23 protein-coding genes are annotated in these 25,043 nt (G+C 46.2%); 18 read left to right on the top strand and 5 right to left on the bottom strand.

The features are described 5' to 3' along the window. Nucleotides 1–13 precede the first annotated feature (13 nt). The 15 genes from RS24_RS00535 to RS24_RS00465 all read left to right on the top strand — a co-directional run bounded on the left by RS24_RS00535 (nt 14) and on the right by RS24_RS00465 (nt 15,912). A complete protein-coding gene (locus RS24_RS00535; protein ID WP_021776217.1) occupies nt 14–916 on the top strand; it encodes a VOC family protein in 903 nt (300 codons plus the stop codon). 73 nt (nt 917–989) lie between these two features. Beyond that, entirely contained in the window at nt 990–1,901 is a 912-nt protein-coding gene (locus RS24_RS00530; RefSeq protein WP_021776216.1) for an enoyl-CoA hydratase, read from the top strand. 4 nt (nt 1,902–1,905) lie between these two features. After that, the gene (locus tag RS24_RS00525; RefSeq protein WP_021776215.1) at nt 1,906–2,964 is read left to right on the top strand and encodes an NAD(P)H-dependent flavin oxidoreductase; all 1,059 of its coding nucleotides are present in this window, start codon (nt 1,906–1,908) and stop codon (nt 2,962–2,964) included. A 3-nt stretch (nt 2,965–2,967) separates the two neighbouring features. After that, nucleotides 2,968–3,726, top strand: a complete 759-nt coding sequence (locus RS24_RS00520) for an enoyl-CoA hydratase family protein (protein WP_021776214.1) — start codon at nt 2,968–2,970, stop codon at nt 3,724–3,726. Further along, nucleotides 3,726–4,883: an acyl-CoA dehydrogenase family protein gene (locus RS24_RS00515; protein WP_021776213.1), complete on the top strand. Its 1,158-nt coding sequence runs from the start codon at nt 3,726–3,728 to the stop codon at nt 4,881–4,883. The genes RS24_RS00520 and RS24_RS00515 overlap by 1 nt, the downstream gene beginning before the upstream one ends. A 10-nt stretch (nt 4,884–4,893) precedes the next feature. Beyond that, on the top strand, nt 4,894–5,880 hold the full coding sequence (locus tag RS24_RS00510) for an acyl-CoA dehydrogenase family protein (RefSeq protein WP_021776212.1): 987 nt from the start codon (nt 4,894–4,896) through the stop codon (nt 5,878–5,880). Between the two features lie 10 nt (nt 5,881–5,890). Continuing rightward, nucleotides 5,891–7,042 carry an acetyl-CoA C-acetyltransferase gene (locus RS24_RS00505; RefSeq protein WP_021776211.1) on the top strand — a complete coding sequence of 384 codons (1,152 nt, stop codon included), beginning with the start codon at nt 5,891–5,893 and terminating at the stop codon, nt 7,040–7,042. A gap of 2 nt (nt 7,043–7,044) precedes the next feature. Beyond that, complete coding sequence (locus RS24_RS00500) at nt 7,045–7,923, top strand: SDR family oxidoreductase (protein WP_021776210.1); 879 nt, start codon at nt 7,045–7,047, stop codon at nt 7,921–7,923. A 5-nt stretch (nt 7,924–7,928) separates the two neighbouring features. Next, a complete protein-coding gene (locus RS24_RS00495; RefSeq protein ID WP_021776209.1) occupies nt 7,929–9,050 on the top strand; it encodes an acyl-CoA dehydrogenase family protein in 1,122 nt (373 codons plus the stop codon). Nucleotide 9,051: 1 nt separating this feature from the next. Then, on the top strand, nt 9,052–10,209 hold the full coding sequence (locus RS24_RS00490; protein WP_021776208.1) for an acyl-CoA dehydrogenase family protein: 1,158 nt from the start codon (nt 9,052–9,054) through the stop codon (nt 10,207–10,209). Beyond that, a complete protein-coding gene (locus tag RS24_RS00485) occupies nt 10,202–10,990 on the top strand; it encodes an SDR family oxidoreductase (RefSeq protein WP_021776207.1) in 789 nt (262 codons plus the stop codon). Before RS24_RS00490 ends, RS24_RS00485 begins: the two co-directional genes overlap by 8 nt. A 10-nt stretch (nt 10,991–11,000) precedes the next feature. After that, nucleotides 11,001–11,456: a MaoC family dehydratase gene (locus tag RS24_RS00480; protein WP_021776206.1), complete on the top strand. Its 456-nt coding sequence runs from the start codon at nt 11,001–11,003 to the stop codon at nt 11,454–11,456. A gap of 32 nt (nt 11,457–11,488) precedes the next feature. Beyond that, nucleotides 11,489–13,765 (top strand): DUF3604 domain-containing protein, encoded by a 2,277-nt coding sequence (locus tag RS24_RS00475; protein WP_021776205.1) that lies wholly within the window; start codon nt 11,489–11,491, stop codon nt 13,763–13,765. A gap of 39 nt (nt 13,766–13,804) precedes the next feature. Further along, nucleotides 13,805–14,710, top strand: coding sequence for a peptidylprolyl isomerase (locus RS24_RS00470; RefSeq protein ID WP_021776204.1), 906 nt, complete (start codon nt 13,805–13,807; stop codon nt 14,708–14,710). After that, nucleotides 14,710–15,912, top strand: coding sequence for a HupE/UreJ family protein (locus RS24_RS00465; protein ID WP_021776203.1), 1,203 nt, complete (start codon nt 14,710–14,712; stop codon nt 15,910–15,912). The genes RS24_RS00470 and RS24_RS00465 overlap by 1 nt, the downstream gene beginning before the upstream one ends. A 2-nt stretch (nt 15,913–15,914) precedes the next feature. Here the strand turns inward: RS24_RS00465 and RS24_RS00460 are convergent, their stop codons facing one another. The 3 genes from RS24_RS00460 to RS24_RS09595 are packed head-to-tail and all read right to left on the bottom strand — an operon-like array spanning nt 15,915 to nt 19,551. After that, complete coding sequence (locus RS24_RS00460) at nt 15,915–17,339, bottom strand: MBL fold metallo-hydrolase (protein WP_021776202.1); 1,425 nt, start codon at nt 17,337–17,339, stop codon at nt 15,915–15,917. Between the two features lie 12 nt (nt 17,340–17,351). After that, entirely contained in the window at nt 17,352–18,842 is a 1,491-nt protein-coding gene (locus RS24_RS00455; RefSeq protein ID WP_021776201.1) for a sulfatase-like hydrolase/transferase, read from the bottom strand. A gap of 25 nt (nt 18,843–18,867) precedes the next feature. Continuing rightward, nucleotides 18,868–19,551 (bottom strand): TetR/AcrR family transcriptional regulator, encoded by a 684-nt coding sequence (locus tag RS24_RS09595; RefSeq protein WP_021776200.1) that lies wholly within the window; start codon nt 19,549–19,551, stop codon nt 18,868–18,870. Between the two features lie 173 nt (nt 19,552–19,724). On the opposite strand from RS24_RS09595, the gene RS24_RS00445 reads away from it, so the two are divergent. From RS24_RS00445 to RS24_RS00435, 3 genes are all read left to right on the top strand, one after another. Continuing rightward, the gene (locus RS24_RS00445; protein ID WP_021776199.1) at nt 19,725–20,600 is read left to right on the top strand and encodes an SDR family NAD(P)-dependent oxidoreductase; all 876 of its coding nucleotides are present in this window, start codon (nt 19,725–19,727) and stop codon (nt 20,598–20,600) included. Between the two features lie 3 nt (nt 20,601–20,603). Then, entirely contained in the window at nt 20,604–22,007 is a 1,404-nt protein-coding gene (locus tag RS24_RS00440; protein WP_038300478.1) for an aldehyde dehydrogenase family protein, read from the top strand. A gap of 136 nt (nt 22,008–22,143) precedes the next feature. Further along, nucleotides 22,144–23,145, top strand: a complete 1,002-nt coding sequence (locus RS24_RS00435; RefSeq protein WP_021776197.1) for an aromatic ring-hydroxylating oxygenase subunit alpha — start codon at nt 22,144–22,146, stop codon at nt 23,143–23,145. 121 nt (nt 23,146–23,266) lie between these two features. Here the strand turns inward: RS24_RS00435 and RS24_RS00430 are convergent, their stop codons facing one another. Both RS24_RS00430 and RS24_RS00425 read right to left on the bottom strand, forming a co-directional pair. Further along, the gene (locus RS24_RS00430; protein WP_021776196.1) at nt 23,267–23,710 is read right to left on the bottom strand and encodes an SRPBCC family protein; all 444 of its coding nucleotides are present in this window, start codon (nt 23,708–23,710) and stop codon (nt 23,267–23,269) included. Nucleotides 23,711–23,730: 20 nt separating this feature from the next. Then, nucleotides 23,731–25,041, bottom strand: coding sequence for a hypothetical protein (locus RS24_RS00425; protein ID WP_157833772.1), 1,311 nt, complete (start codon nt 25,039–25,041; stop codon nt 23,731–23,733). Nucleotides 25,042–25,043 lie beyond the last annotated feature (2 nt).

The raw sequence follows: 25,043 nt of genomic DNA, 5'->3' as shown, positions 1-25,043 counted from the left end.
CAGAGGGTACGAGATGGGAATTGAAAATCTAGGTTACGTCAGATTGCAAGTGACTGACCCAAAAGCATGGGCAGATTTTGCAGTTGATGTTTTGGGCTTTGGCATTGCTGAACATGATGACGGAAATGGCTCGAAATATTTGCGAATGGATGACGCGCCTTTCCGTTATATTGTCGAACAAGGCAGCGAAGATAAATTTTTGGCAGGTGGCTTGCAACTTTCCTCTGCCGAGGCATATGCCGCATTGGTCGAGAAACTTCAGGGCGCGGGCATTCAAGTCGAGACAGGCTCAGAGGAAGAAGCCACTAGACGCGCCGTTACAGCTTTTTCATCCTGCTATGATCCATCCGGAAATCTCGTCGAGTTTTATTATGGGCGGCATGATGGCAGCCCCTTCACGCCCAATCATAACATCAAGGCCTTTATCACGGGTGAGATGGGGCTAGGACATCTGGTTATTCCCGCGCCTGAAAACGAGGCAACTGAAGAATTTTATACCTCCTTGTTTGGTTTTGGCATTAGTGACGACCTCACTCTGCCCCCACCTGTAGAAGGCGCACCAAACCAGCGTGTTTTATTTTTACACGCCGATAATCCGCGTCATCACACACTTGGACTCTATAACTTCCCAAGCCCGACTGGTCTTATCCACCTCATGATTGAAGTCGGGTCGATTGACGAAGTCGGCTATTGCATGGATCGGGTCAAAAAGGCTGGATTACATATTTTTTCTGACCTTGGTCGTCACTCTAACGATGAAATGGTATCATTCTATTTCTTTGCACCCGGCGGTATGGGGCTAGAATATGGCTATGACGGCAAGCAAATTGCCGACTGGTCACAATACACGCCTACAAAAACAACCTCTGGAGATTATTGGGGACATGAATATGATTTCCCACAGATTGGTGAGTAATCAACCAATTAAATTCAGTTTCCTGAGAACCTCAAAAATTGAAGGTATTTAGAATATCGGAAAGGGTCAAAATATGATCAATATTGACGAAAATGAAACCGTTCCACGCGAAGAAAAAGAAGTCGTTTACGAAGAAGAAAACCCGATACTTTACGAGGTCGTGGATAAAGTCGCTTATATAACACTGAACCGACCGACCTATCATAACAGTCAGAACAGCCAGATGCTTTATGCGCTAGATGACGCTTTTTATAAAGCAGTTGGCGATGATGGTGTGAAGGTGATTGTGTTGAAAGGCAATGGTAAGCATTTTTCCGCCGGTCACGATATCGGAACCCCAGGCAGAGATTTTACCATTGGTCGTGAAGACCGCCGTACCATGATTTATAATCACGACAACAAGCCGGGTGCTGAAAAAGCATTTATTCGTGAATATGAAGTTTATCTTGGGTTCTGCAACCGTTGGCGTGACATTCCAAAACCTACGATTGCTCAGGTGCATGGCGGATGTATAGCTGGCGGTCTGATGCTGGCTTGGGTATGTGACTTAATCATCGCCTCCGATACAGCTTTCTTCCAAGACCCGGTTGTCCAAATGGGTTTTCCCGGGGTTGAGTATTTCGCACATCCCTATGAGTTAAATGTTCGTATGGCGAAAGAATTTTTGCTTCTCGGTGAACGCTGGTCTGCTGACCGCGCTTTGTCTGCGGGTATGATTAACCGCGTCGTGCCGGTTGATGAACTGGCGTCGAATGTCACTAAGACAGCTTTGAAGATTGCTAGCCAGCCACGCCTTGCCGCCCTGCTGGTAAAGCAAGCTTGTAACCATGTTGAAAATCTTCAGAACAAGAAAAATGCTATGGATGGCATTTACGCAATGCATCACTTTGCCCATGCTCAAAACAGCATTGTAACTGGAGATTATATCGCCGGTTTTGATGGCAAAAAAATGGCCAAGTCAAATAAGAAAAAAGAGCAAGATTAATTTCATGTCCCTCGAAACGCGTCTCACAAAAACTCTGGGTTGCCAAGCGCCCGTCATCCAAACGGCGATGGGATGGGTTGCAACCTCTCAGCTGGTAAAAGCTTCTATTCACGGCGGCGGATTCGGTTTTCTCGCTGCTGCCGTGATGAGTGCCGAAGAGTGTGAGGCCGAAATTAAATCAATCAAGCAATCGGGTGATTACCCGTTTGGTGTGAACTTTCATTCCTTTCAAAAGGATGTCGATAAAATCGTCGATATGTGTATCGATTATAAAGTCGCCGCAATTTCCTATGGGCGCGCCCCTTCTGCTAAAGTCATTGACCGTGTCAAAGCCGCTGGCATTAAATGCGTGCCGACAATTGGTGCTGGGAAACATGCCCCAAAGGCTGTTGAGATGGGGGCTGATGTTCTGGTTTGCCAAGGGCAAGAGGGCGGTGGACATACCGGTTACACACCCACATGGCTTTTGTTGGCGCAAGTGTTGGATTACAAACTTGATGTTCCTGTTGTTGCCTGCGGTGGTTTCAGAGATGGACGCGGTCTTGCAGCGGCATTGGCTTTTGGCGCCGATGGGATTGCAATGGGTACGCGCTTTATGATGAGTGCGGAAAGTCCCGTACCCCAAGCCACAAAGCAGGCTTATCTTGATGCTGAGGTCACAAAAATACCCGTCTCAACAAAACTTGATGGCCTCCCCCAACGCATGGTCATGAACCCGACCTTACAAGACCTTGAAAATGCATCGTCGCTGGGCATGCTGTTCCGCGCTATAGTCAACGGTTTTAGATTCAAAGCTCAATCAGAAATGAGCATGCTTGAGACCGTCAAAACAGCCTGGAAAATGGCATCTGGAACGGACTTAACTCTCGGACAGACTCTCATGGCGGCTAATGCGCCGATAATTATTCAAAAGGCCATGGTTGACGGCAACCCCGATAAGGGCGTGCTCCCCAGCGGCCAAGTTGCCGGATTGATTAACGACCTTCCCGGCGCAGGCGACATTATTGATACCATCATCACTGATGCTCAAGAACGCCTCCAAAACACAAAGAGTGGAAATTAAATCATGCCGATTAATATAAATGTTGCCGATAATATTGCCGAGTTGGTTCTTGATCATCCGCCTGTTAACGCGTTTAACAGCCAAACATGGAACGAATTACCGACCATTATCACCGATTTAGGGAAGCGGCAGGATGTTCGGGTTCTTCTTATCCGAGCTGAGGGCAAAGGCTTTTGCGCTGGGGTTGATATTAAAGAATTAGCGGCAAACAGCGCGGCGATTGTTGAGGTCAATAAAGGGAATTATGAAACCTTCAAAGCCATTCATCACTGTGAGATTCCCGTCATTTCTGCGCCTCATGGATTTGTGATTGGCGGCGGCATCGGTATGTGCGGCGCATCGGATATTGTCATTGCATCAGAGGATTGTTTTTTCTCATTGCCAGAAATTGATCGTGGCGCGATGGGCGGTGCAGCACATTTACAAAGAATGATTCCGCTAACGAAAGTGCGCGCGGCATTCTTAACAGGTGGGCAGATCACAGCTCAAGAAATGCATCGCCTTGGCGGAATTGAAAATGTTGTGCCACGCGCGGAACTCGAAAATGAAGCCCGCAAACTCGCTACTGTTATCGCGGGCAAAAGTCGTGATGCGCTGAGAATTGCTAAACAGGCATTAAACGGCATCGAACCTTTTGACGTAGATGCGTCCTATCGCTGGGAACAGGGCTTTACCTTTGAAATGTATATGCATGAGGACAGCCAGAAATCACGCGATGCTTTTGTAGAAACCGGTAAAGCTGCCGATTTTGGGGATGCTTGATGGAAGCCGTATTTTCAAATGAGCAAAATCAATTTCGGCAGGAAGTGCGGGACTGGCTAAACGCCAATGTCCCAAGTGAACGCCTACCCTCTCTTGATACCCAGGAAGGTTTTGACCTTCACCGCGAATGGGAGAGAAAGCTTCATGCGGGAAATTGGGGCATGGTCACATGGCCTGAGGAATTTGGTGGGCGTGGATGTAGTCTAACGGATTGGCTGATTTTTGAAGAAGAATATTATCGCGCCGATGCCCCTTTGCGTGTGAGTCAGAATGGTATCTTCCTTCTTGGCCCGACCATTATGGAATATGGCACTGACGAACAAAAAGAACGCTTCCTTAAGCCTATGGCGGCTGGTGATGAAATCTGGGCACAGGCTTGGTCCGAACCCGGTGCAGGTAGCGATATGGCAGCTATTCGGAGTAAAGCTGTGCGTGATGGTGACGCGTATGTAATTACAGGGCAGAAAATTTGGTCATCTCGTGCCGTTTTTGCCGACTGGTGTTTTGGTTTATTTAGAACCGACCCGGAAAGCAGCCGACATCACGGCCTATCTAAGATACTTGTGCCCCTCGATAGTCCCGGTTTAACCGTCCGCCCGATTGCGCAGCTGGACGGAGATCCCGGTTTCGCCGAACTGTTTTTTGACGAAGTCCGTGTCCCTGTCGATAATCTTCTTGGCCCCGAACATGGTGGTTGGGGTGTCGCAATGGCGACAGCGGGTTTTGAAAGAGGTCTGTTGCTTCGTTCCCCCGCACGCTTTCAGGCCGCCGCTGCCAGGTTGGTAAAGCTGTATAAGCAAAATGCCAATCGCCTCTCCTCAGGTATTAAAGAACAAGTGCTACAGGCGTGGGGCGATACAGAAAGATTTACCGCAGCCACTTATGCGCTCGTCGCACAAGTTGATAGCGGCGCCTCCATATCCTCCGAGGCGAGTGCGAACAAAATCTTTTGGTCTGAAATGGATCGCGCGATGCATCGCACTGCCATGACCATAATGGGCATGCACGCCGAACTGGAAGAAGGCGAAGGAGCGATTGAGAATGGCAGATGGCTGGATGGCTATATGTTTAGCTTAGCCGGACCTATCTACGCCGGAACAAATGAAATTCAACGTAATATTCTTGCCGAGCGTGTTCTCGGTCTCCCACGACAATAAGAGAACCGGCATGAATTTGATCTACACATCAGACCAAAAGGAACTTATCGACGCGGCGGATGGTTTTTTCGCAGGCGAGCATACAGTTGAATATATGCGTCACCTTTTGGAGTCAGATTCTGCTGATACCCCCCCTTCATTATGGGACAATTTTGCTGAGCTTGGCCTGCTTGGGCTTCTGGCACCAGAAGAAAAAAATGGACTGGCGCAGGATTTTTCTGTCATGGCAGGTATTGCCGAAATGGCTGGCAATGTTGCCCTGACCGAACCCCTGATCGAAATAGCAGGCATCAGCGTGCCGGTTCTCGACGAGATGGGGGCAACTGTCGAATTAAATGCCGTGATTGCCGGGGATTTAAAAGTCCTACCTGTATGCGGACTATCCGGCATGGTTAGCCATGCGGATCTGGCGGATATGTTTCTCATCGGTGAAGGCGGCAAGGCGCGTCTGATTGATAAAAACGATGTCACCCTCACCCCGTTAAAATCTATCGACCCGTTGCGTAAGCTTTATAAAATTTCAATACCCGGCGACGGTCTGGACACGATTGACCAGCGCGGCACGATACTCAACGCATCCTTCCTTTGCGGTCTATCCAAGAGGATGGTCGCCCTATCGGTTGACTACGCTAAAGACCGCGAACAATTCGGCAAGCAAATAGGATCCTTTCAGGCAATTAAACATCAATTGGCAAATGTACACACACAAATCGAATTCACACGTCCGATTGTCCAACTCGCTGCCACACAAATGGGACGCTGTGTCCATCAGGCGAAAGTCTCATCAATTGACACGGCCATGCTTGCTGCAGAAACAGCCATTCAAGTTCATGGCGGTATGGGTTATACATTTGAAGTTAGTCTACACATGTTCATGAAACGCGTATGGGCTCTTTGCGGTGAATGGGGAGACCGCAGTCATCATATTAATATTCTCGAAGCCATGATTTTAGCCGATGATGCTGAACTGGGGCCGGGTACAACTTTCAATTACTAAGGAGAAGATTATGGGCGAAGCTTACATTATTGATGCAATCCGAACACCGACCGGCAGACGTAAAGGTACGCTGGCAGAAGTGCATGCTGCTGACTTGGGCGCTTTCATTCTGCGCACACTGGTTGATAGACATGATATTCCTGCGGAAGATTATGATGATGTTATCTTTGGTTGTGTTGACGCAGTTGGGCCTCTGGCAGGAAATATCGCTCGGACATGCTGGCTGACCGCCGGTTTCCCCGAAGCCATTCCAGGTGTGAGCGTTGACCGTCAATGCGGATCGTCACAACAAGCCGTTCATTTTGCCGCTCAAGGTATCATGGCGGGTGTTCAAGATCTTGTTATTGCAGGTGGCGTTCAAACCATGACAAAAATTCCGATTAGCTCGGCCATGATTCTCGCCCAGCCGCTTGGCTTTAACGATCCGTTCTCAGGCTCAGAAGGCTGGGTCAAAAGATATGGCAACGAACCTGTCTCACAATTCCACGGCGCAGAATTGATTGCCGAAAAATGGGATATTTCCAGAGAAGAGATGGAAGAATATGCCCTCGCCAGTCACCAGAGAGCTGCAGCAGCGATTGATGCAGGCAAATTTGATAATGAAGTCGTTCCGTTTAACGGTCTCGAAATGGACGAAACAGTCAGACGCGATACGACAATGGAAAAAATGGCGACCCTTGAACCGCTTCAAGAAGGCGGACGAATTCATGCCGGCATTTCCAGCCAGACATCAGATGCATCATCAGCTATGCTCTTAGCCTCTGAAGATGCGGTCAAGAAATATAACCTGAAACCCCGCGCAAGAGTTCATCACATGAGTGTTCGCGGCGATGATCCGATTTTCATGCTCACAGCCCCTATTCCCGCTACGGAATATGCGCTCAAGAAAACCGGCATGTCACTTGATGATATTGATTGTGTGGAAATTAACGAAGCCTTTGCTCCCGTGCCAATGGCATGGTTGAAAGAAACCGGCTATCCGCATGAAAAAACCAATGTGAATGGCGGGGCAATCGCACTGGGTCATCCGCTTGGTGCAACAGGCACAAAACTTATGTCGACTTTGCTGAACGAGCTGGAGCATTCTGGCGGACGTTATGGTTTGCAAACCATGTGTGAAGGTGGCGGTTTAGCTAATGTAACAATCATAGAAAGGCTTTAACTATGGGCTTGTGTGATAACCGAACAATAATAATAACCGGTGCTGGCGGCGGTCTTGGCCGCGCCTATGCAATCGCGCTTGGGGCAGCGGGGGGGAATGTTGTTGTCAATGACATCAACCCCGATACCGCTGCTGAAACTGTCAAAATTATCAATGACGCAGGTGGTCAGGCAATTGTTAACCTTGACGACATCACTGATTACGCCTCTGCAGGCAAAATTTTGACCACCACGATTGAACACTTTGGCGATGTGCATGCCGTTGTCAATAATGCAGGTAACAACCGAGACCGCATGTTTACATCGCTCAGTGAAGACGACTGGGACAATGTAATCCGCGTGCATCTGAAAGGGCATTTTTGCCTGTCATCACATGCCGCGAAATATTGGCGTGAAAAATCCAAAAATGGAGAAAACCCAGATGCACGGATCATCAACACAAGTTCCGGCGCTGGGCTTCAAGGCTCTGTTGGGCAGACCAACTATGCAGCCGCAAAGGGGGGGATTTTAACACTCACCCTCAACCAATCTGCTGAACTGGCACGTTATGGCATCACCGCAAACTCTGTTGCGCCGCAAGGCCGCACCGGCATGACGGAGGAAGTCTTTGCCGATATGATGAGAGCGCCGGAAGACGGTAGCTTCGACAAATTCGACCCTGCAAATGTTGCGCCGCTAATTGTCTATCTGTGCAGCCCGGCCTCAGCTGATATTAACGGTTATTGCTTCGAGGCTTTTGGTGGCAAGCTATCCATTGCCGATGGCTACAAAACTGGCCCGATTAAAGACAAAGAAGCACGTTATGAGCCGGAAGAAATCGAGGCGGTTATCCGCGAGTTAATCGATATTACACCACCAGCTCAAAAGGTTTATGGGAGCTAAAATCTATGCCGCCATTTCCATTCCAAGAAGATCACGAGATGATCCGGGAAGCCGTTAAAGGCTGGTTGTCTGATTGGGAAGATGGCGGCAAGACATTGCATCGTGTCGCAAAAGACGGTCACGGTTTTGACCGTGCCGCATGGGAAGGCTTTGCCCGAGATCAAGGTATGGCGGGCATAAGTATCGCCGAACAATATGGTGGTGCAGATATGGGGCTTTTGGGGCGAACCGTGATTATGGAAGAAACTGGATACACACTTTTCAGCGCTCCTTTCTTTTCAACCTGCGTTTTGGCGGCAGATATAATTGAAGCCTTTGCGAGTGAAGACGATAAAGCAGATTTGCTTAGTAAAATCGCCAGTGGTGATATTATTATTTCCGCACTCGATGGGCGAGGTAAATTATCCCTTGAAGACAATAAATTAAACGGCACCATCTCTCCGGCAACAGATGCCGTTCATGCCGACCTCATTTTGGTCGCAATACAGAACAAAGACAATGACATCGTGCTGACGGGCTATAGTCCGAATACTGCAGGATTAAGCGTCACGCCTTATGCCTCAATAGATCCAACCCGAAGTCAGGCAAAAGTATCATTTGATAATGTTTCACTCTCTGACGGACAGGCGATTGGAAAAACAGACGAGACTGCTTTTTCACAAACACTCCAGATCGCCCATGGCGCGCTCGCAGCTGAATGTGTCGGTGGCGGACAAAGGTGTTTAGATATGACACTGGATTACGCCAATCAGCGCGTTCAATTCGGTAGACAAATCGGTAGCTTTCAATCTGTAAAACATAAATGTGCGGATATGTTCATTGCTCTGGAAAGCGCTCGATCAGCATCATATTTCGCTGCATCTCCCGACTTGGATGGTGATCGCACAGCAAAATTTGAAGCTGCCTTAATTGCTAAAAACTATGCCTCTGAAGCTTTTTTTAAAATAGCAGGCGATGCCATCCAGATGCATGGCGGCATAGGGTTCACATGGGAATACCCCCTACACTACTTTTTCAAACGCGCCCGCAGCAACCGCGCCCTCTTCACGTCATCAGAAGACGGCTTTCAAATGCTAGCAGACCAAATCGGTCTTAAATCAAATACATCAGCAATAATGGGAAAATGACATGAGCATTCGCGAAGAACTCAACCAATGGATGTTGGAGAATTTAACCGGCGAATTTGAACAAATCAGATGGCGTGGTGGCCCCGGTGATGAGGACTCCTCACCCGAATTAAGACGCGCATGGGAACAAAAATTTGGGGAGGCCGGATGGATTGGCCTGCAATGGCCCAAAGAATATGGCGGACGCGATTTAAGCCTAATGGATTTTGTCGAGTTTAACGAGGAATATGCGCGTCATGGTGGGCCGGGACGTGCAGGCCATATTGGTGAAACATTAATGGCACCAACTATTTTGGCTTATGGAACGCAAGCACAAAAAGAACGCTTTCTCCCCGGCATTAAAAACGGCACCGAATTGTGGTGTCAGGGTTATTCTGAACCAAATGCGGGGTCTGACCTTTCCAACATCAAGACAAAAGCACGTCTCGTTGATGGTCACTGGGTGATTGACGGGCAGAAAATTTGGACCTCGCTGGCGCATGAGTCTGACTGGATTTTTGTTCTTGCGCGCGCTGAAGAAGGTACGAAAGGTCGCGACGGTCTGGTCTTCTTATTGGTTGAACTTGACCAGCCGGGTATAGATATTCGTCCCATTCACCAGATTAGCGGCACAGCGGAATTTAACGAAGTTTATTTCACAGAAGCCAAAACAGAGGCTGATAATATAATTGGAGAGGTCGGTGAAGGCTGGAAGATTGCCATGGCACTACTGGGCTTTGAGCGCGGCGCATCAACCCTCGGTCAACAAATGATGTTCCAAAATGAGCTGAACCTCATCATCAAAACTGCCAACGAAAACGGGCGCGCAAATGATCCCTCTCTTCGCCGACGTATTGCCGAAGCACATGCCGGTCTGAAGGTAATGCGCTTTAACGCACTCCGCATGTTAAATGGCACACAAGATGGCAGTACCAGCAAAGAAGGTTATATCTCAAAAATCTTTTGGGCGACCTGGCACCGCGATTTAGGTGAACTGGCTATGGACGTTATCGGTGCAGATGCCGAAATTATTGAAGATGAACTTTCGCCTATGCAAAAGCTATTCCTGTTCTCCCGTGCAGACACGATTTATGCAGGCACCAACCAAATTCAGCGCAATATAATTTCAGAACGCGCACTAGGCATGCCAAAAGAACCAAGAGGCAATACAAATGGTTGATTTGAAACTCCCGCCTACTTACGTCGAAGGGCATAATCTTCTTGCCGGAAAAACAGTCGTTATTACCGCCGCGGCAGGAACTGGCATTGGCTTTGCTGCAGCACGCAAATGTATTGAGGAAGGCGCAACTGTTTTCATTTCCGACATACATGAAGGACGGCTTTCTGATGCCGCAGAAAGGCTAGAAGCAGTCACCGGGCAAAAGCCCGATACAGCTTTATGTAATGTCACAGTTCAAGATGATGTTGATGCTCTTTTTGCTGCTGCAAAGAAATCACTCGGCCATATTGATATTGTCATCAACAATGCAGGTCTTGGTGGCACTGCAGATATCATTGATATGACAGACGACCAGTGGTCCATTGTTCTTGATGTGACATTAAATGGTTGCTTTAGAATTAACCGCGCAGCAATGCAGATTATGAAAGAACAGCAGCAGGGCGTAATTGTGAATAATGCCTCAGTGCTTGGGTGGCGCGCACAAAAGGGACAGGCGCATTATGCCGCCGCGAAAGCTGGTGTGATGGCCCTGACGCGCTGTGCCGCAATTGAAGGCACTGAATTCGGTGTACGGGTCAATGCTGTCGCACCCAGCCTTGCGATTCATGAATTTCTCCACAAAGTAACAACCAAAGAATTACTTGCTGAGCTTGAAGCAAAAGAAGCTTTCGGGCGTGGTAGTGAAGTATGGGAACAGGCTAATATTATGGTTTTCTTAGCCAGTGACTATTCATCATATCTCACGGGTGAAGTTATCTCATCTTCCAGCCAGCACGCATAAAGGATAAAAAATGGTTAAACAATATGAAACACCTGCAGCTCTTCTTGGTCAGGAGGGCGTTAAGCTCGGACCTACCGACTGGGTGGAAATGAAACAAGATCGCGTAAACATGTTTGCGGACGCCACCGACGACCATCAATGGATACATGTAGATGAGGCGAAAGCGAAGGACGGCCCGTTTGGTGGCACTATTGCTCACGGTTATCTAACACTATCACTCGCCAATAAATTTTTACCTCAACTGATAGAAGTTAAGCAGATGTCGATGGGGGTGAACTATGGTGTCGGTATGGCGCGGTTTCCGAATGCTGTTAAAGTCGGCGCACGTATTCGTGCAACGGGGGAGTTTATCTCTGTTGAAGAAATGAAGGGTGGTATTCAATCTACCTTACGCATCACAATCGAGATTGATGGCGAGGAACGCCCTGCTTGTGTCGTGGATACAATTAGCAGATACTATCCATAATAAAATTTAATCAGGGGACGTAGGAGGGGTTTATGTCTAGTGGTTTAAGAAAAGTCATCTTAAGTCTGTCAGTGGTCATCATAGCTCTGATAGGTGGCTGGTTTACCTTCAGCTTTTTAGCAGAAAACGGACATTTAGGTAGCGAACGCGATCGCGGGATTATTCAAGGCGCAGCCATTCCGGATAATATAGTGCTGGCGCGCCAGACTGCGGAATCCTCAGTTGCCCCTACCCCCTACAGAAAGCAAATCATGTTTGGTGATTTGCATGTGCATACGACTTATTCAACAGATGCGTTTTTATGGTCTCTCCCGCTCTATCAAGGCAAGGGGCTTCACCCACTTGCTGATGCTTGCGATTATGCGCGCTATTGCTCTGCTTTGGATTTTTGGGCCATTACCGACCACGCCGAAGCCTCTATCCCTGAGCGCTGGGAAAATGCAAAACAAAGTATTCGCGAATGTCAGGCCAAGTCCAATGATCAGTCTAACCCCGATATGGTGTCTATGATTGGTTTTGAATGGACGCAAGTGGGCATCACGCCTGAAACTCACTATGGTCATAAAAATGTAATTTTTAAGGGGCTAGATGATAAAGACGTTCCTGTCAGAACAATTGCCGCAGCTGGCATCACTTCGCTGGCTCTCAGAAACAATGCCAAGGGCATGCCGGCTATTGTGTCACTTATGGAATTTCAAGATCGCCAAATTTACTGGGATTTCAATACTTTCTTTAACAATATTCAGGACGTGCCAGAATGCGATACGAACACACCCTCTAACGAACTTCCTGCAAACTGCTATGAAACTGCCGTGACACCCGGCGATTTAATCCGCAAGCTTAGGGATGAACAAAATCTTGATCCACTTATTATTCCGCATGGTACAAGTTGGGGTCTCTACACTCCCCATAATACGACGTGGGACAAACAACTCAAACCTGAGAACCGACCAGAGGAATATTCTCTGATTGAAATATTCTCAGGCCACGGAAACTCTGAAGAATATAGGGATTTTGAAACACTTATAATTGACGATGATGGCAAGGCTATCTGTCCACCCGCCACTGAGGATTACACCCCCTCCTGCGTTCGTATGGGTGAAATCGTTGAGGAACGTTGTCTCGCCGAGGGAACATCATCTGAAGAATGTACGTTACGTGCTTCCGAGGCCAGAGAGATTGCAGCCTTTATGGGACCTTCCTACCATCTCGCAATTGGTGGTGATAGTGCCGCCGACTGGCTACTTTCCGGTCAATGCACAGATTGTTATTTACCGGCATTTCATCACCGTCCATTAACAAGTGTTCAAGCAGGTCTCGCGCTCTCACGTTTTGACGAGGATGCAGATAACCCGACACGATTTAACTGGGGTTTTATTTCTTCCTCAGACAATCACCGCGCCCGCCCCGGCACGGGATATAAAGAATTTGGTAGACGCCTGAATACTGAAGCGGCTGGCCCGAAATCTGCAGAATGGCTTGAAAGATTACAACCTGAAATGACACCCGTAGATGCTTATGTGCATCCGCTTGACCCTAATGAACTCGCGAAAAATGCGAATCTTGGTCTTGCAGAAGTTGAGCGGCAGTCAAGCTTCTGGCTCACCGGTGGTCTTGCGGCTGTACATACTGAAGGCCGTTCCCGTGAAGAAGTATGGGACGCTATGCAACGACGCGAAACCTATGGGACATCAGGCCCGCGCATGTTGATGTGGTTTGACCGTGTAGCTGAGGACGGCACAGAAACCCCAATGGGGTCATCTGTATCCACTACATCCAGCGGCACATTCAAAGTCAAAGCAGTTGGCTCGTTTAAACAAAAGCCGGGATGCCCTGATCACGCCATAGCTGCTCTTGGGGCGGAACGTCTAAATGATATTTGTGGTGGCGAGTGCTACAACCCCTCAGATGAGCGCAATCTGATAGAACGCATTGAGATTGTGCGTATCCGTCCACAAACCTCACCAGATGAAAAACTTGGGGATTTGATTGAAGATCCATTTATCGTTCATAACTGCCCTGCTGACCAGAATGGTTGTAGCTTCACTTTCACCGACCCTGACTTTAAAGCAGGAGAGAGAGATACGCTTTACTATGCACGCGCCATTCAGGAGCCTTGGCCAACGATTAATGCCGAACCTATAAAATGCGAATATGACGAAGAAGGTAATTGTGTAAAAGCAAAAGTCTGCACAGGTGATTATAGATCTGGCGATGATGAATGTCTGACCATGAAAGATGTGCGTGCATGGTCTTCCCCGATTTACCTAAATTATGGTGCGAGCTCTTCAACTGTATCGTCTAAATAGTCAGATACAAGTAATCATGTGAACAAGGCTGAATACGCTTTGAAAAATACACCTCTATTTACACTGGCAGGCTTGGCAGGACTTACTCTCGCTTTACTCACGGCATTGGGTATTTTGCCGCCCAAATTTGGCAATCAAGACTTACGATTGCGCGGCGATGTTCCAATAGCATCTATAAATGGTGAACCGGTCAGTAAGGTCGAATATCTTCGCGCCCTCACCGCCATGCAAGCCGGACTTGACCGCACTCTTACTGAGTCCGATAGAAGATCGGCGCTGCAAGTTCTGATTGATGAAGAGGTTATCCTTCAGCATGCACTTAACATCGGACTTGCACGTTCGGATCCTATGGCACGCAAAAACCTTGTTCAGGCACTTATGCGAAGCACAGCTCTCCTTACGGATTATGAAATAGACGCGCAGACACTCGAAACTTTCTTTCAAGAGAATAAAAATTTATTTGTTGCGCCGCGCATGGTGCGCGTCAGGGTCTTAACGACAGATGAAATTAAGACTGCAGACACCTTTAGACAAGCCATGATAAATGGTGAAAATTTTGATGCTGCTGGCCGCCGCCTCGGTTTAATTGAAAAAGATTTACCTGATGACATTCCTCTTGGTAAAGCTGCTGATTATCTTGGGGGTACCGCACGAGACAGGCTTGCAACATTAAAACAAGACGAGATTATTGGGCCAATAAAGTCAGGGTCAGACTTAAAACAAAGCTATATGTTCATCTGGTTGATGAAGGCTACACGAACTGAGGTTGACTTTGATGAGGTTGCTGACATCGTAAAAGCAGAATGGCAAAGAAGGCAGGAGGAAAAGGCATTTGAAACCTATCTTTCCGACTTGAGACGGGCAGCTGACATCAGGCTTTATGACGATGTGATTGAGACTGTCGACCGAAGCGATTACACCACACCACCAGACTCTATGAATTGATGCGCACATTATTCCTATTCATAGCTCTCATGGTTGGCATTCAGACGGATGCTTTAGCACACACCAAAAGTCAGTCTTTTTCTCAATGGGAGGTCATCTCCCAAACTGAGAATCATCGCCTGAAATTCCTTTTCTCAGTTGACCAACGGCGCATCACCCAACTTGCACAGCTTTATCCGTCTGTAGACTATGCGGCACTGCTGAAAAGTCATCTCATGGAGACCATAAACGTCACCCAAAATAAGAGCCGCTGTAAGCCTGAAAGCTTGGAAGTTGGTCAGCACGATAAGCTAGGCTATTTTCGCGCCCGAGGGGTTTTTAGTTGTTTGGAGACCGTCAGCACAGAACCACCTCAGATAGAGATAACAAGCTTCACTTTAGTTTCGCCCTCCCACATTCATCTCGCCAGGTTTTCAATTGCTGGAGAAAATCAGGAGATTGTCCTCAATAATGCAAAGCAGTATTTTGTTTTTGAAGCCACAAGCTTTATTGATAGCTTAAACGCTTTTATCCACCTTGGTTTTTTTCATGTCATCTCAGGTCTGGATCACATGATTTTTCTGCTTGCTCTGGCACTTTTTGCTACGCGTCCGCGATTAGCTGTTTTATGCATTACCGGCTTCACTCTCGGGCATAGCCTGACTCTTGGATTGGCTTTCGTAGATATCATCACGCCACGAGAAAAGCTTGTAGAGGCACTCATTGGCCTAACTATCGCACTTACGGCTTATGATGTTGCAGGAAAAAAAGGGGCAACCCACACGCCTTCTGCCATGCTACTCAGCATTGCAATAATGCTCATTTGCGGGTTAGCGATATATATTGGGCGCTTACCACTTGTAACGGGTTTATTCTTTACCCTGCCGCTGGCACTGTTTAGCTACCATCATTTGAGCCAATCCGGTCACATAAAGACAAAACTCTTTCCTTTACTTACTGTCGCTTTCGGGCTTGTTCACGGCGCAGGTTTTGCGGGTGGGTTAAAACATATTAATCTGGACAAAAGCGACATCCTGACGCCGTTAATTGGCTTTAATCTTGGTGTCGAACTGGCTCAACTTATTGCCCTCATGACAGTCTATATTTTGATATTCGGCTTAGAAAAGCGAACGAGCTTCAGGCGCGATAGGGTTGAATATTTTGTTGCACCTGCACTATTTGGGCTGGGTTTGTTCTGGTTCGCTGAAAGGATATTAATTTAATTTTAAGGGGCTTCACCCTCTTCAGCTATCGCACCCTCTGCTAGACGAATTTGCGCATTAAGCCAATAAATCTCATAACTGTTTTCAATCCCATTAATGGCTTCATCAAGCAATAGCTGTAGAGCCTCCAAACGAACCTTATTAACGCTTGGATCTGAGGCCTGTGTAGGATCCGCCAACAAAATTTCAATTATATGCATAGCGTGAACTGGCTGGCCCGCCTTATTAAATGAACGGGCTTTATCGAGCAAAGCATCGACCCCAGCTAGCGCAACGACATCAGGCATCACGTCACCTCTGTCGACACCGTAAAGCTCTGTTGTGCGGTCAAAATGGAACCATGTTGCATAATATTCCCAGATACTTTTCACTGCCCAGGACACACGCCCATGCGCTTGTGATAACTCAAGTTCCGGCGGCAAACTAATTGTTTCCATCAACTGATAAAGTGTTTTACCACTATTCATACCGGCAATGGTTTCATCATGAACATATTGCACGGCGTCTCTCATTTTTGTCAGACCAGCAACAATCTTTTCTTCTCCTCTCACAGGATCAAGATGCCCCGGCATAATGACTTCTGGTGCCAGTTCAATCAAACGATTGAGCGATTTAATGTATTCCATCGGCTTGCGGATTTTCTCACCACGCATTGTGAAGACATTTGGAAATTGTGGAAACATAGGGCCAAAAAAATCACCTGAGAGAAGCACTTTCTGCTCCGGCAACCACATCACAACATTATCCGCGCCCTCAGCGCCTGCCATGGCGTAAATTTCCATGACTTTACCGCCCAGTTCCAGACGATAACTATCACCTTCTTTCACTGTAAGCGTCGGCGTAATCCCACCATATGCAATCATTTCAGCCGTTGGTGGCTTTTCAGGCATGAAAGGAAACAAAAGACGGTTACGATTATGCAAATAAGGTTCCAGGGCTTTAAGGTAGCGCTGTTCCTCGGTGAACTGGTCATGAGCGATAATCTCAACGCCTTCTTCTCTCCAGTATTTCACACCGCCAATATGGTCAGCATGAGAATGACTGAGAATAATATGGGAAAGCTTATTGTCCTGCACAACCTCTTTCATGGCGGCAATTTGTTTTGGAACCTGCATCACTAGTCCTGTATCGAACAGCACATTGCCCGCATCGGTTGTCACCATGTAAATATTACCAATACCCGTGACCCGGAAAACACCATCAGCAACTTCAGTCGCTTCAATGGGGAGATTAATAAATTCCGCCGCTACGCTTGTCGAACCATTTTCCGCCTGTTTTTTCATACGGTTGGTAGCCAGGTCGTGAACGGTATCAAGTGCCTGTAATTGCACCTGTTTTTTAGCACTATCGGAATATTGATAAGTTAAGATGCCTATCACGACGAGGCCAATTACGCCGAATATTAAATATTTTATAAAATTCCCCATAGCCCCCTCCAATTACTCGTATTTAATACGTCCCTTTTCACCATAGCGCATTTGCAACACTTGTGATGCGACGCGACCAAAACCTGCCCAAGGCTGAAGCAAGGTCTTGTCGTCAGGTTTCACATCCTCAGCATAATCAGCCGGTGCACGCCATGCTGGGTTAGGCGAAATAGACACATAAAGACCGCTTACAGGATGCTGCGAACGCCAGTCATTAATTGCATCAGACATCTTTTTAACCCGCAACGGGTTTTCCTCCGCCAAATTATTCTTCTCATAAGGGTCTTCGCCCAAATCGAACAGATAATTGGTTATTTCAGTTGATCTGTTATGATGGTCAATAATTTGCACCAACTTATGATCTCCCTCAATCATCGCTAAACGGAATGAATTATATTCCGGACTGTTTGATGCAAAGAAAAGTGGCTTAGAACGTTTTATGTTTTTTGATTTTGTCATAGAGGACAAAACATCTATCCCATCAATTTTTTTCTTATTATGCATCTTGATATTAGCAGCAGCGGCGAGTGTTGGAAACACATCCATAACCGAAATGGTTTGCGTGGTTTCGCTTCCGGCTGGTATTTTACCAGGCCAGCGCATAATAGCGTTGACTCTTATACCCCCCTCAAAGGTTTCCAACTTGCCTCCACGGTAAGGTTCATTGACACCACCAAAACCAGCAAATCCACCATTATCACTGAAAAACAATATGATTGTATTGTCACTCACGCCTTGACGCTCCAACTCATCAAGAATACGCCCAATTGCCTGATCCATAGAGTCGACCATGGCAGCATAAGTACGTTTGGGAATAGGGAAATTAAGGCGGGACTTATATTTAGCCTCTAATTCTTCAGGTGCTTGCATTGGGCTGTGGGGGGCAAGAAATGGCACGTAGAGTAAGAAAGGTTTAGCTGGGTCGCGCAACTCTTTTAAAAATCGTACCGACTCGTCCCCATGAATATCAGTGGCATAAGCGTCTCTTTTGAGCGACTTACCGTTCTCCTGTAAATCATGACCGCCGGCAGACTCATGCGTGTAATAATCAACTTGAGTATTCAGATGACCGAAAAAATGATCAAAGCCGCGATGATGTGGCACAAGCGACTCATATTGCCGCCCGATATGCCACTTTCCAATCATTGCAGTTTGATAACCGGCCTTCCGGAAACTTTCCGGCATAAAATGTTCTTCAGGAGACACGCCGCCATGTTCCCAAGGTTGCAAACCGGCATAAGCAGTCCCCAGCTTTATGGGATCACGGGCGGTCATTAATGCTGAACGGGTTGGTGTGCAAATCGGTAAAGAGTAAAACCGATTAAGAACCATACCTTCAGACGCTAGACGGTCAAGATTTGGCGTCTGGATATCACTCCCACGAAAGCCAAGGTCGGCATATCCCAGATCATCAGCTAGAAAAATAACAATATTCGGTTTTTCTTCAGCTTCTGCACCACAAATGAAGGCGACAAAAATTAAGGTTAAAAAACTTAAACGCATAAAACCATCCCCCCCGTTAATTTTTTTATGTTTTAAATTCGTCTTGAATATTAGCCAGCGCAACTTCCAACAATAAATCTATCTTATCCTCAGCTGAGAGAATAAAGGCATCAATATTTTCAGATAAAATTGGGAACTCCTCGTGATCCATTTCACTGAATTGCTCAGAAATATAACCGCGAATATCTGCCCCTTCTACCGGCAGGCGTTCTTGACGGATGGCCTCAACAGCACCAGCGTAAGACGCCATCGTAATTATATGTGTAACTTTAATGGCCTGCTTGGCATCGAGGCCACACGAAACCAAATCGGCGAGAATCTTCTCCGTCAGAGTGAAATGGATTTTATAACCATAGTCTGTGACCGGGTGGCTGTGGATAAAAGATGGGTGTTGCTTCAGAATTTTTTGTACATTTTTTGTATATTCGTGAGCAAGTTCTTTCCAACCCTGCCCCCTATAATCGGGAAATGGCAACAATCTGATTGAATACTCAGCTGCTTCCATCAGGAGGGTTTCTCTGTTTTCAAAATATTGATAGAGAGTCGCTGTTCCGACATTTAGATGCTCTGCAAGGTTTTTCATCGTCAGGCTATCCAATCCGATTGACAAAGCGCCATTCAAAATATCATCACGTTTGAGAAGGCGTTTACGACCTCTGGTTTCTTTTTTCTCAAAATTTTGGGGTAATTCGGTGGACTGTGACGTCAAAACTCTTCCAGTTCTGTTCAAATGTTGTTCTATCTAGAATTTTAACAGTCTAAAGAAGAAAACACACTATGAAAACGGTATAATTTAAGAAAAATCAATAAGCATGCTTGACTAAAATTCAAAAACAATTTTTTATGAACCACGTTCGTAAATTAATAATGAGGGGTGGGATTATGCTCGAACAAAAGACTGTGTTCATTTCCGGTGCAGCTATGGGGATGGGTGCTTTAAAGGCAAAAACATTAGCGGAGCGCGGCTGGAGAGTCTTTGCAGGCATACTTCCGGGGGCAGATACGTCAGAATTAGGAGATAATCCCAACATTATGACAGTCGAGCAAGATGTCACTTCCGACAAATCGGTTAAAGACAGCGCCAAAATCGTTGCAAAAGAACTCGATGGCAAACCACTGGATTTGTTGATTAATAATGCTGGTATCGCAAACGTCGGTACTGGCGTCATTGAAGGCGCGTCGATTAAAAACGGCAAAACAATGTTTGAAGTCAATACTTGGGGTATGATGCGCGTAACCCAAGCTTTCTTACCATTCATTCGCCGTGGCCCAGGAAAATCCCGGATTATTAACTTTGCTTCCGGCGCGGTGAAGGCTAATCCGGTTGGCTCAGGTGTCTATAATATGTCTAAACATGCTGTGATCGGACTCACAAAGACGCTTCGTAATGAACTGGCGCCTTTTGGTATTCAGGTAACAGCCGTCGAACCTGGTGCCGTTAAAACACATATGACCGCCAATTCACGCGAAACAACTAAAGATGTCTGGAAAAATGTTTCTAAAGAAATGAACGATATTTACGCACCATATCTTTATGAAACCATTACAGATGTCATGCCAACGCAAATTGAAAAGGGCAATCCACCAGAAGTCGTCGTTAATCAGGTTCTCGGATTATTGGAAGTCAAAAATTGGAAATCCTCCTATTTAGTTGGAAAGGATGTCGCAATTATGGCGCCGTTATTTAAAATTCTACCAGATAGGTTATTTGAAAAAATGCTTCAAACAGCAAGCAAAATTCCACAATTTAAGGGGTAAATGATGAGTGATATAGCTTCACAATTTAAAGCACTTCAGGATGCGGCTCCCCGCATGCGTCAAACGACAGCCAAAGAACGTGCAGATCGTCTTAGATCTATCTGGAACGCACTTCTGGAACGTAAAGATGATATTTTCAAGTCAGGTCAAGAAGAGCGTCGCACCAATGATGTAGATGTTGCAGCCGAATTGGTCATGATTAAGGGCGAGTTAGATTTCACCATTAAAAATCTCGCAAAATGGATGCGCCCCGTACGGGTAAAAAACTCTCTCGCAACCATGGGCAAGCGATGTGAAATAAATTATCAGTCCAAAGGGGTTGTACTTAACATTTCGGCCTATAACGCACCAACCGCTGAATGTATTGTGCCGATGATACCGGCCATCGCTGCAGGAAACACGATTGCTGTGAAGCCGTCAGAACTTGCTCCAGTATCGGCACAAATTATGCAGGAAGTCATTAATAAAGCTTTGCCTGCTGATGAAGCACAGGTCATGCAGGGCGGTGTTGAGGTATCGCAGGAGCTACTCAAACTGCCTTTCAATCACATCTATTACACAGGTGGTATGACTGTCGGTAAGATTGTCATGAAAGCGGCTGCAGATCACTTCGCCTCCATTACACTTGAAATGGGCGGTAAATCGCCTGTCATCATTGATGAAACAGCCAATCTTGAAAATGCGGCGACCAAGCTTGCATGGGGTCGGGTAATGAATGCCGGGCAGGTTTGTATCGCGCCTGAATATATTGTCATTCACGAGTCCGTCAAAGACAAGTTCTTGGCTCTTATTAAAGAAAAAATAGAAGCGCTCTACAATTCTGATGGCTCCGGTCTGCAAAATTCCAGTTATGTGCCCCGCATCATTAATGAGCGTCATTATGATCGTATTAAAGGTCTTATGGATGATGCGGTTGCCAAAGGTGCGGAAGTGGTCTTTGGCGGCGGCGGCGATAAAGCAGACAGATATATCGAGCCGACAATTCTGACGAATATGTCTGAAGATATGGACATCATGAATGAAGAAGTGTTTGGCCCTGTCTTATCCGTTGTCAGCTATTCAAACCGATCTGAAGTACTTGATATTATTGCTAAACGCCCAACACCACTGGCGTTTTATGTCTATTCAACCAACAAAAATAACATTGATTACTTCTTGCAGAATTCGACCTCAGGCTCTGCGGTTGTGAACAATAACTGCATTCAGTCCGGCACGAATCCTAATCTGCCATTTGGCGGAGTTGGCACATCCGGAATGGGGCGTATCGGGGGCTATGAAGGCTTCAAGCATATGTCGAATGCCCGCTCAGTTGTGCATCAACCGTTGGACAAATTCCGCGACTTTCTTGTGCAATTGCCGCCCTATTCAAAGCGCTATAGCGATTTAATCATGAAGGGACTTAAGTAACTTTTTGCGCCTTATAAAGCAAAGTATATGGGGCAAAGCATCTAGAGTAATGAAATAATTTCTTTGCATAATTATAATTTGAATTATTTAGTTGAGTAAGCTTATACTTTTTTAACAGCAAAAATTGGGAGTTATTATGAACGCACCTGTTGATTTGGAGAGAATCCAAACTGGAGATGAACTGGAAAGATGCCCGTTCCCTATCCCTTATGGATGGTTCGGGGTTCAGTATTCTCATGAACTAGAAGTTGGCCAAGTAAAAATGGACACATTCTTTGGGAAAGAATGGGTTCTGTTTAGAGGCGAAGACGGCTCTGTCGGCATTACCGACCCTTACTGCCCGCATTTGGGTGCCCATTTGGGTCACGGCGGCATTGTTGAAGGAAACAATATTAGATGTACCTTCCACCACTGGCAGTTTAACTCTGAGGGATGGTGTAAAGAGGTTCCTTACGGCAAAGTTATGCCTGGTATCTGTAAAAAGAAACCGGTTCTAAAAACACTTCCTGTCGTTGAAAAATATGGCGTTATCTTCGCTTGGTATCATCCAGAGGATGCAGAACCAATGTGGGATCTTCCAATAGTACCGGAATTTGAAGACCCCGATAACCACGTAGATGTTCGTTACCATTCATGGGATATTGGTACATGTATACAGGAAATTGCTGAAAACTCAGTTGATACGCCTCACTTGAAATTTCTTCACGGGGCACCAATCATCCCACCAGTCGAGTTCGAGGCAGATGGTCCTATCTCCAAATATAACATTATGGATGGATATATTTGGGGTATTGGTCATGGCCCTGGCATATCAGAAACACGCCATAATAAAGGCGATGTCGCTATGCTCATGTTTGCTCTGTCAACACCTGTTCACGCTGAATTGACCAGAACACGTATGGCTTTCACATGGAAGAAATATCCTGAAGGTTCTGAGGACGCAAAAACTGCAGAACATCTTTATAATCACTCAATTGGTGAGGCGGAAGGTGAAGATTCAGCAGGTTTCGAGTCAGTTGATCTCATCGTTTGGGATAACAAGAAATACCGTCCAAATCCGCTTCTATGCGATGGCGACGGGCCCATCATGAAGTTCCGTGAGTACTTTAAACAATTCTATGTAGAAAGTGCTGAATAAAGCCGTCATCAGACCGTTTATTCGAATTTGAAAATTAAAAAGGGCACTCAATACGGTGCCCTTTTTTAATATGCATTTATTACATGTGGGAAGCGGTAATTTTGGCAGATGCCCTCATCACTTAGCGCGCCTCACAATGGTTTTTAAGACTGTTCAAAATATTCTGATAAACCTTACTATGCGCTGATGTACCAATTAATTTCATAGCAAGATTCATTATTATACCCGTCCCATCGACCTGGCAGTCATAGGCGACACGCGTCCCACTTTCTTCCTGTGTAAATATCCAGCTTCCAGTGCCGACCAGTGCGCCAGAGATATAGGCTTCATCAATACGTTGAGGCGCTTCAATAGATTTAATTTCACGCACAAATTCAGTCGTAAAAGGTGGTTTACCGAGGCAATGGGCAACCTGTACCCCTTCAGAAATCTTATCCGCACCCAGTATCTCGCAATGATAGTCTGGACACCAAGAGGTGAAATTATTGTAATCAGCAATCACATCAAAAATAAGCTGTGCAGGTGCTTGTATTACAATGTCATCAATTACAGAAATAGCAGGCATGGTGTCTCCTTAAAACAGCGTTATTTAATATCACGATTATAAACGGGGTTTTTCTTACGATTAAGTCCTGAAAGTCTGGCTCTAATTGTTTCAGCACGTTGGGCCGGTGTCACCGTCGGATGGTCGGGTGGCAGATATTGCTTCAAATCTGAAAATGATACGAGCTTTACTGCAGGCTGAGTAAGTTCCTCCTTCGGCGACTGGAAACGCACGAAAACACCGCCTATAGAATGTCCGACTGTATCCAACCAGTTTGGGACACCTGGGTCTTTATGCGCAAGCACATATCTAAAAACATTATCCGCATCGAGATATGCCTGCGCATCATTAAAAGAGACAAGATGCGAGCCATAATCAAGCGATTCCCCCCACATATTTGAAAGCTGAATATTGCTGTAAACAACATCAGCTTTCTGCACTTCAATCAGAACAGCTTCATCCGGTTCAACCTCAAAACGCATAACAGCAGTATGATTTGTAATAAACCCACCACTTCCTCCGGATTTAGCAGCAGTCGGCATGGGCATAGAATTGGCTGGAGCATTCATAATTTTTTCACGCCAAGCCTTAATATTATTTTCAATAATTCTACCCAAACCCAATGCACGAGGGTCAAACATTTTCATATTTAAGGGTGTGCTTGTGGCAGGCACACCTTTATCAAGCCCCAGAACTTCAACATTCAGGGTTGGCTCAATTTCATTATTCCAATCCTTAATCAATGATCGGATGACAAGCTGTCCTGCCCCGCCTTGCTCAGGAAGCTGTAAGAAATTCGGATGATTATCTAAATTCTCTGCACCGAGGAATATCTCATACCCCCCATTATCATCATATACCAGCGCATCAGACTCCATTGTGTCGCTTGTGCCAAATCCGTCGGGGCCAATATTAAATAATTGATAGGTTATATAACTCACATTCCCTTTTTGCCCGAAGACTCTGTACTGATATTTTGACGAAACCGGACCGACAGTTTGATAAACGGCATCCGGATTATCAAAGCCATATTTACACAAACGAGATGGACAACGGCTGATTGTCGGTGTGAGCGCATTATGGTCGCTCATAAACACACCATTCCACTGCTCTATGCGTCGCAATGCATAGCGATAGCCTTGGGCACGGTCGAGACTACCAGGCTCTGTTTCAGACTCAATATAGTTTCCGGCTTTGCTGAGAGCAGATACCACCGCAGAATATCCAATGCCCTCATTAGCAGAGAGAACCGATTTAAAAATAAAAGAAGGCATGAGTTTGATAATCACAAAACCGATTACCAAAAGTGAAAGAATGAAGAATTTAAGCCTATGTTTTATTATTAAATCCATAT

It is taken from the genome of Candidatus Micropelagos thuwalensis, from assembly GCF_000469155.1.
Lineage (GTDB): Bacteria > Pseudomonadota > Alphaproteobacteria > RS24 > RS24 > Micropelagius > Micropelagius thuwalensis.
The sequence above is the reverse complement of the archived record's forward strand: the minus strand, read 5'-3'. Positions and strand labels throughout refer to the sequence as shown.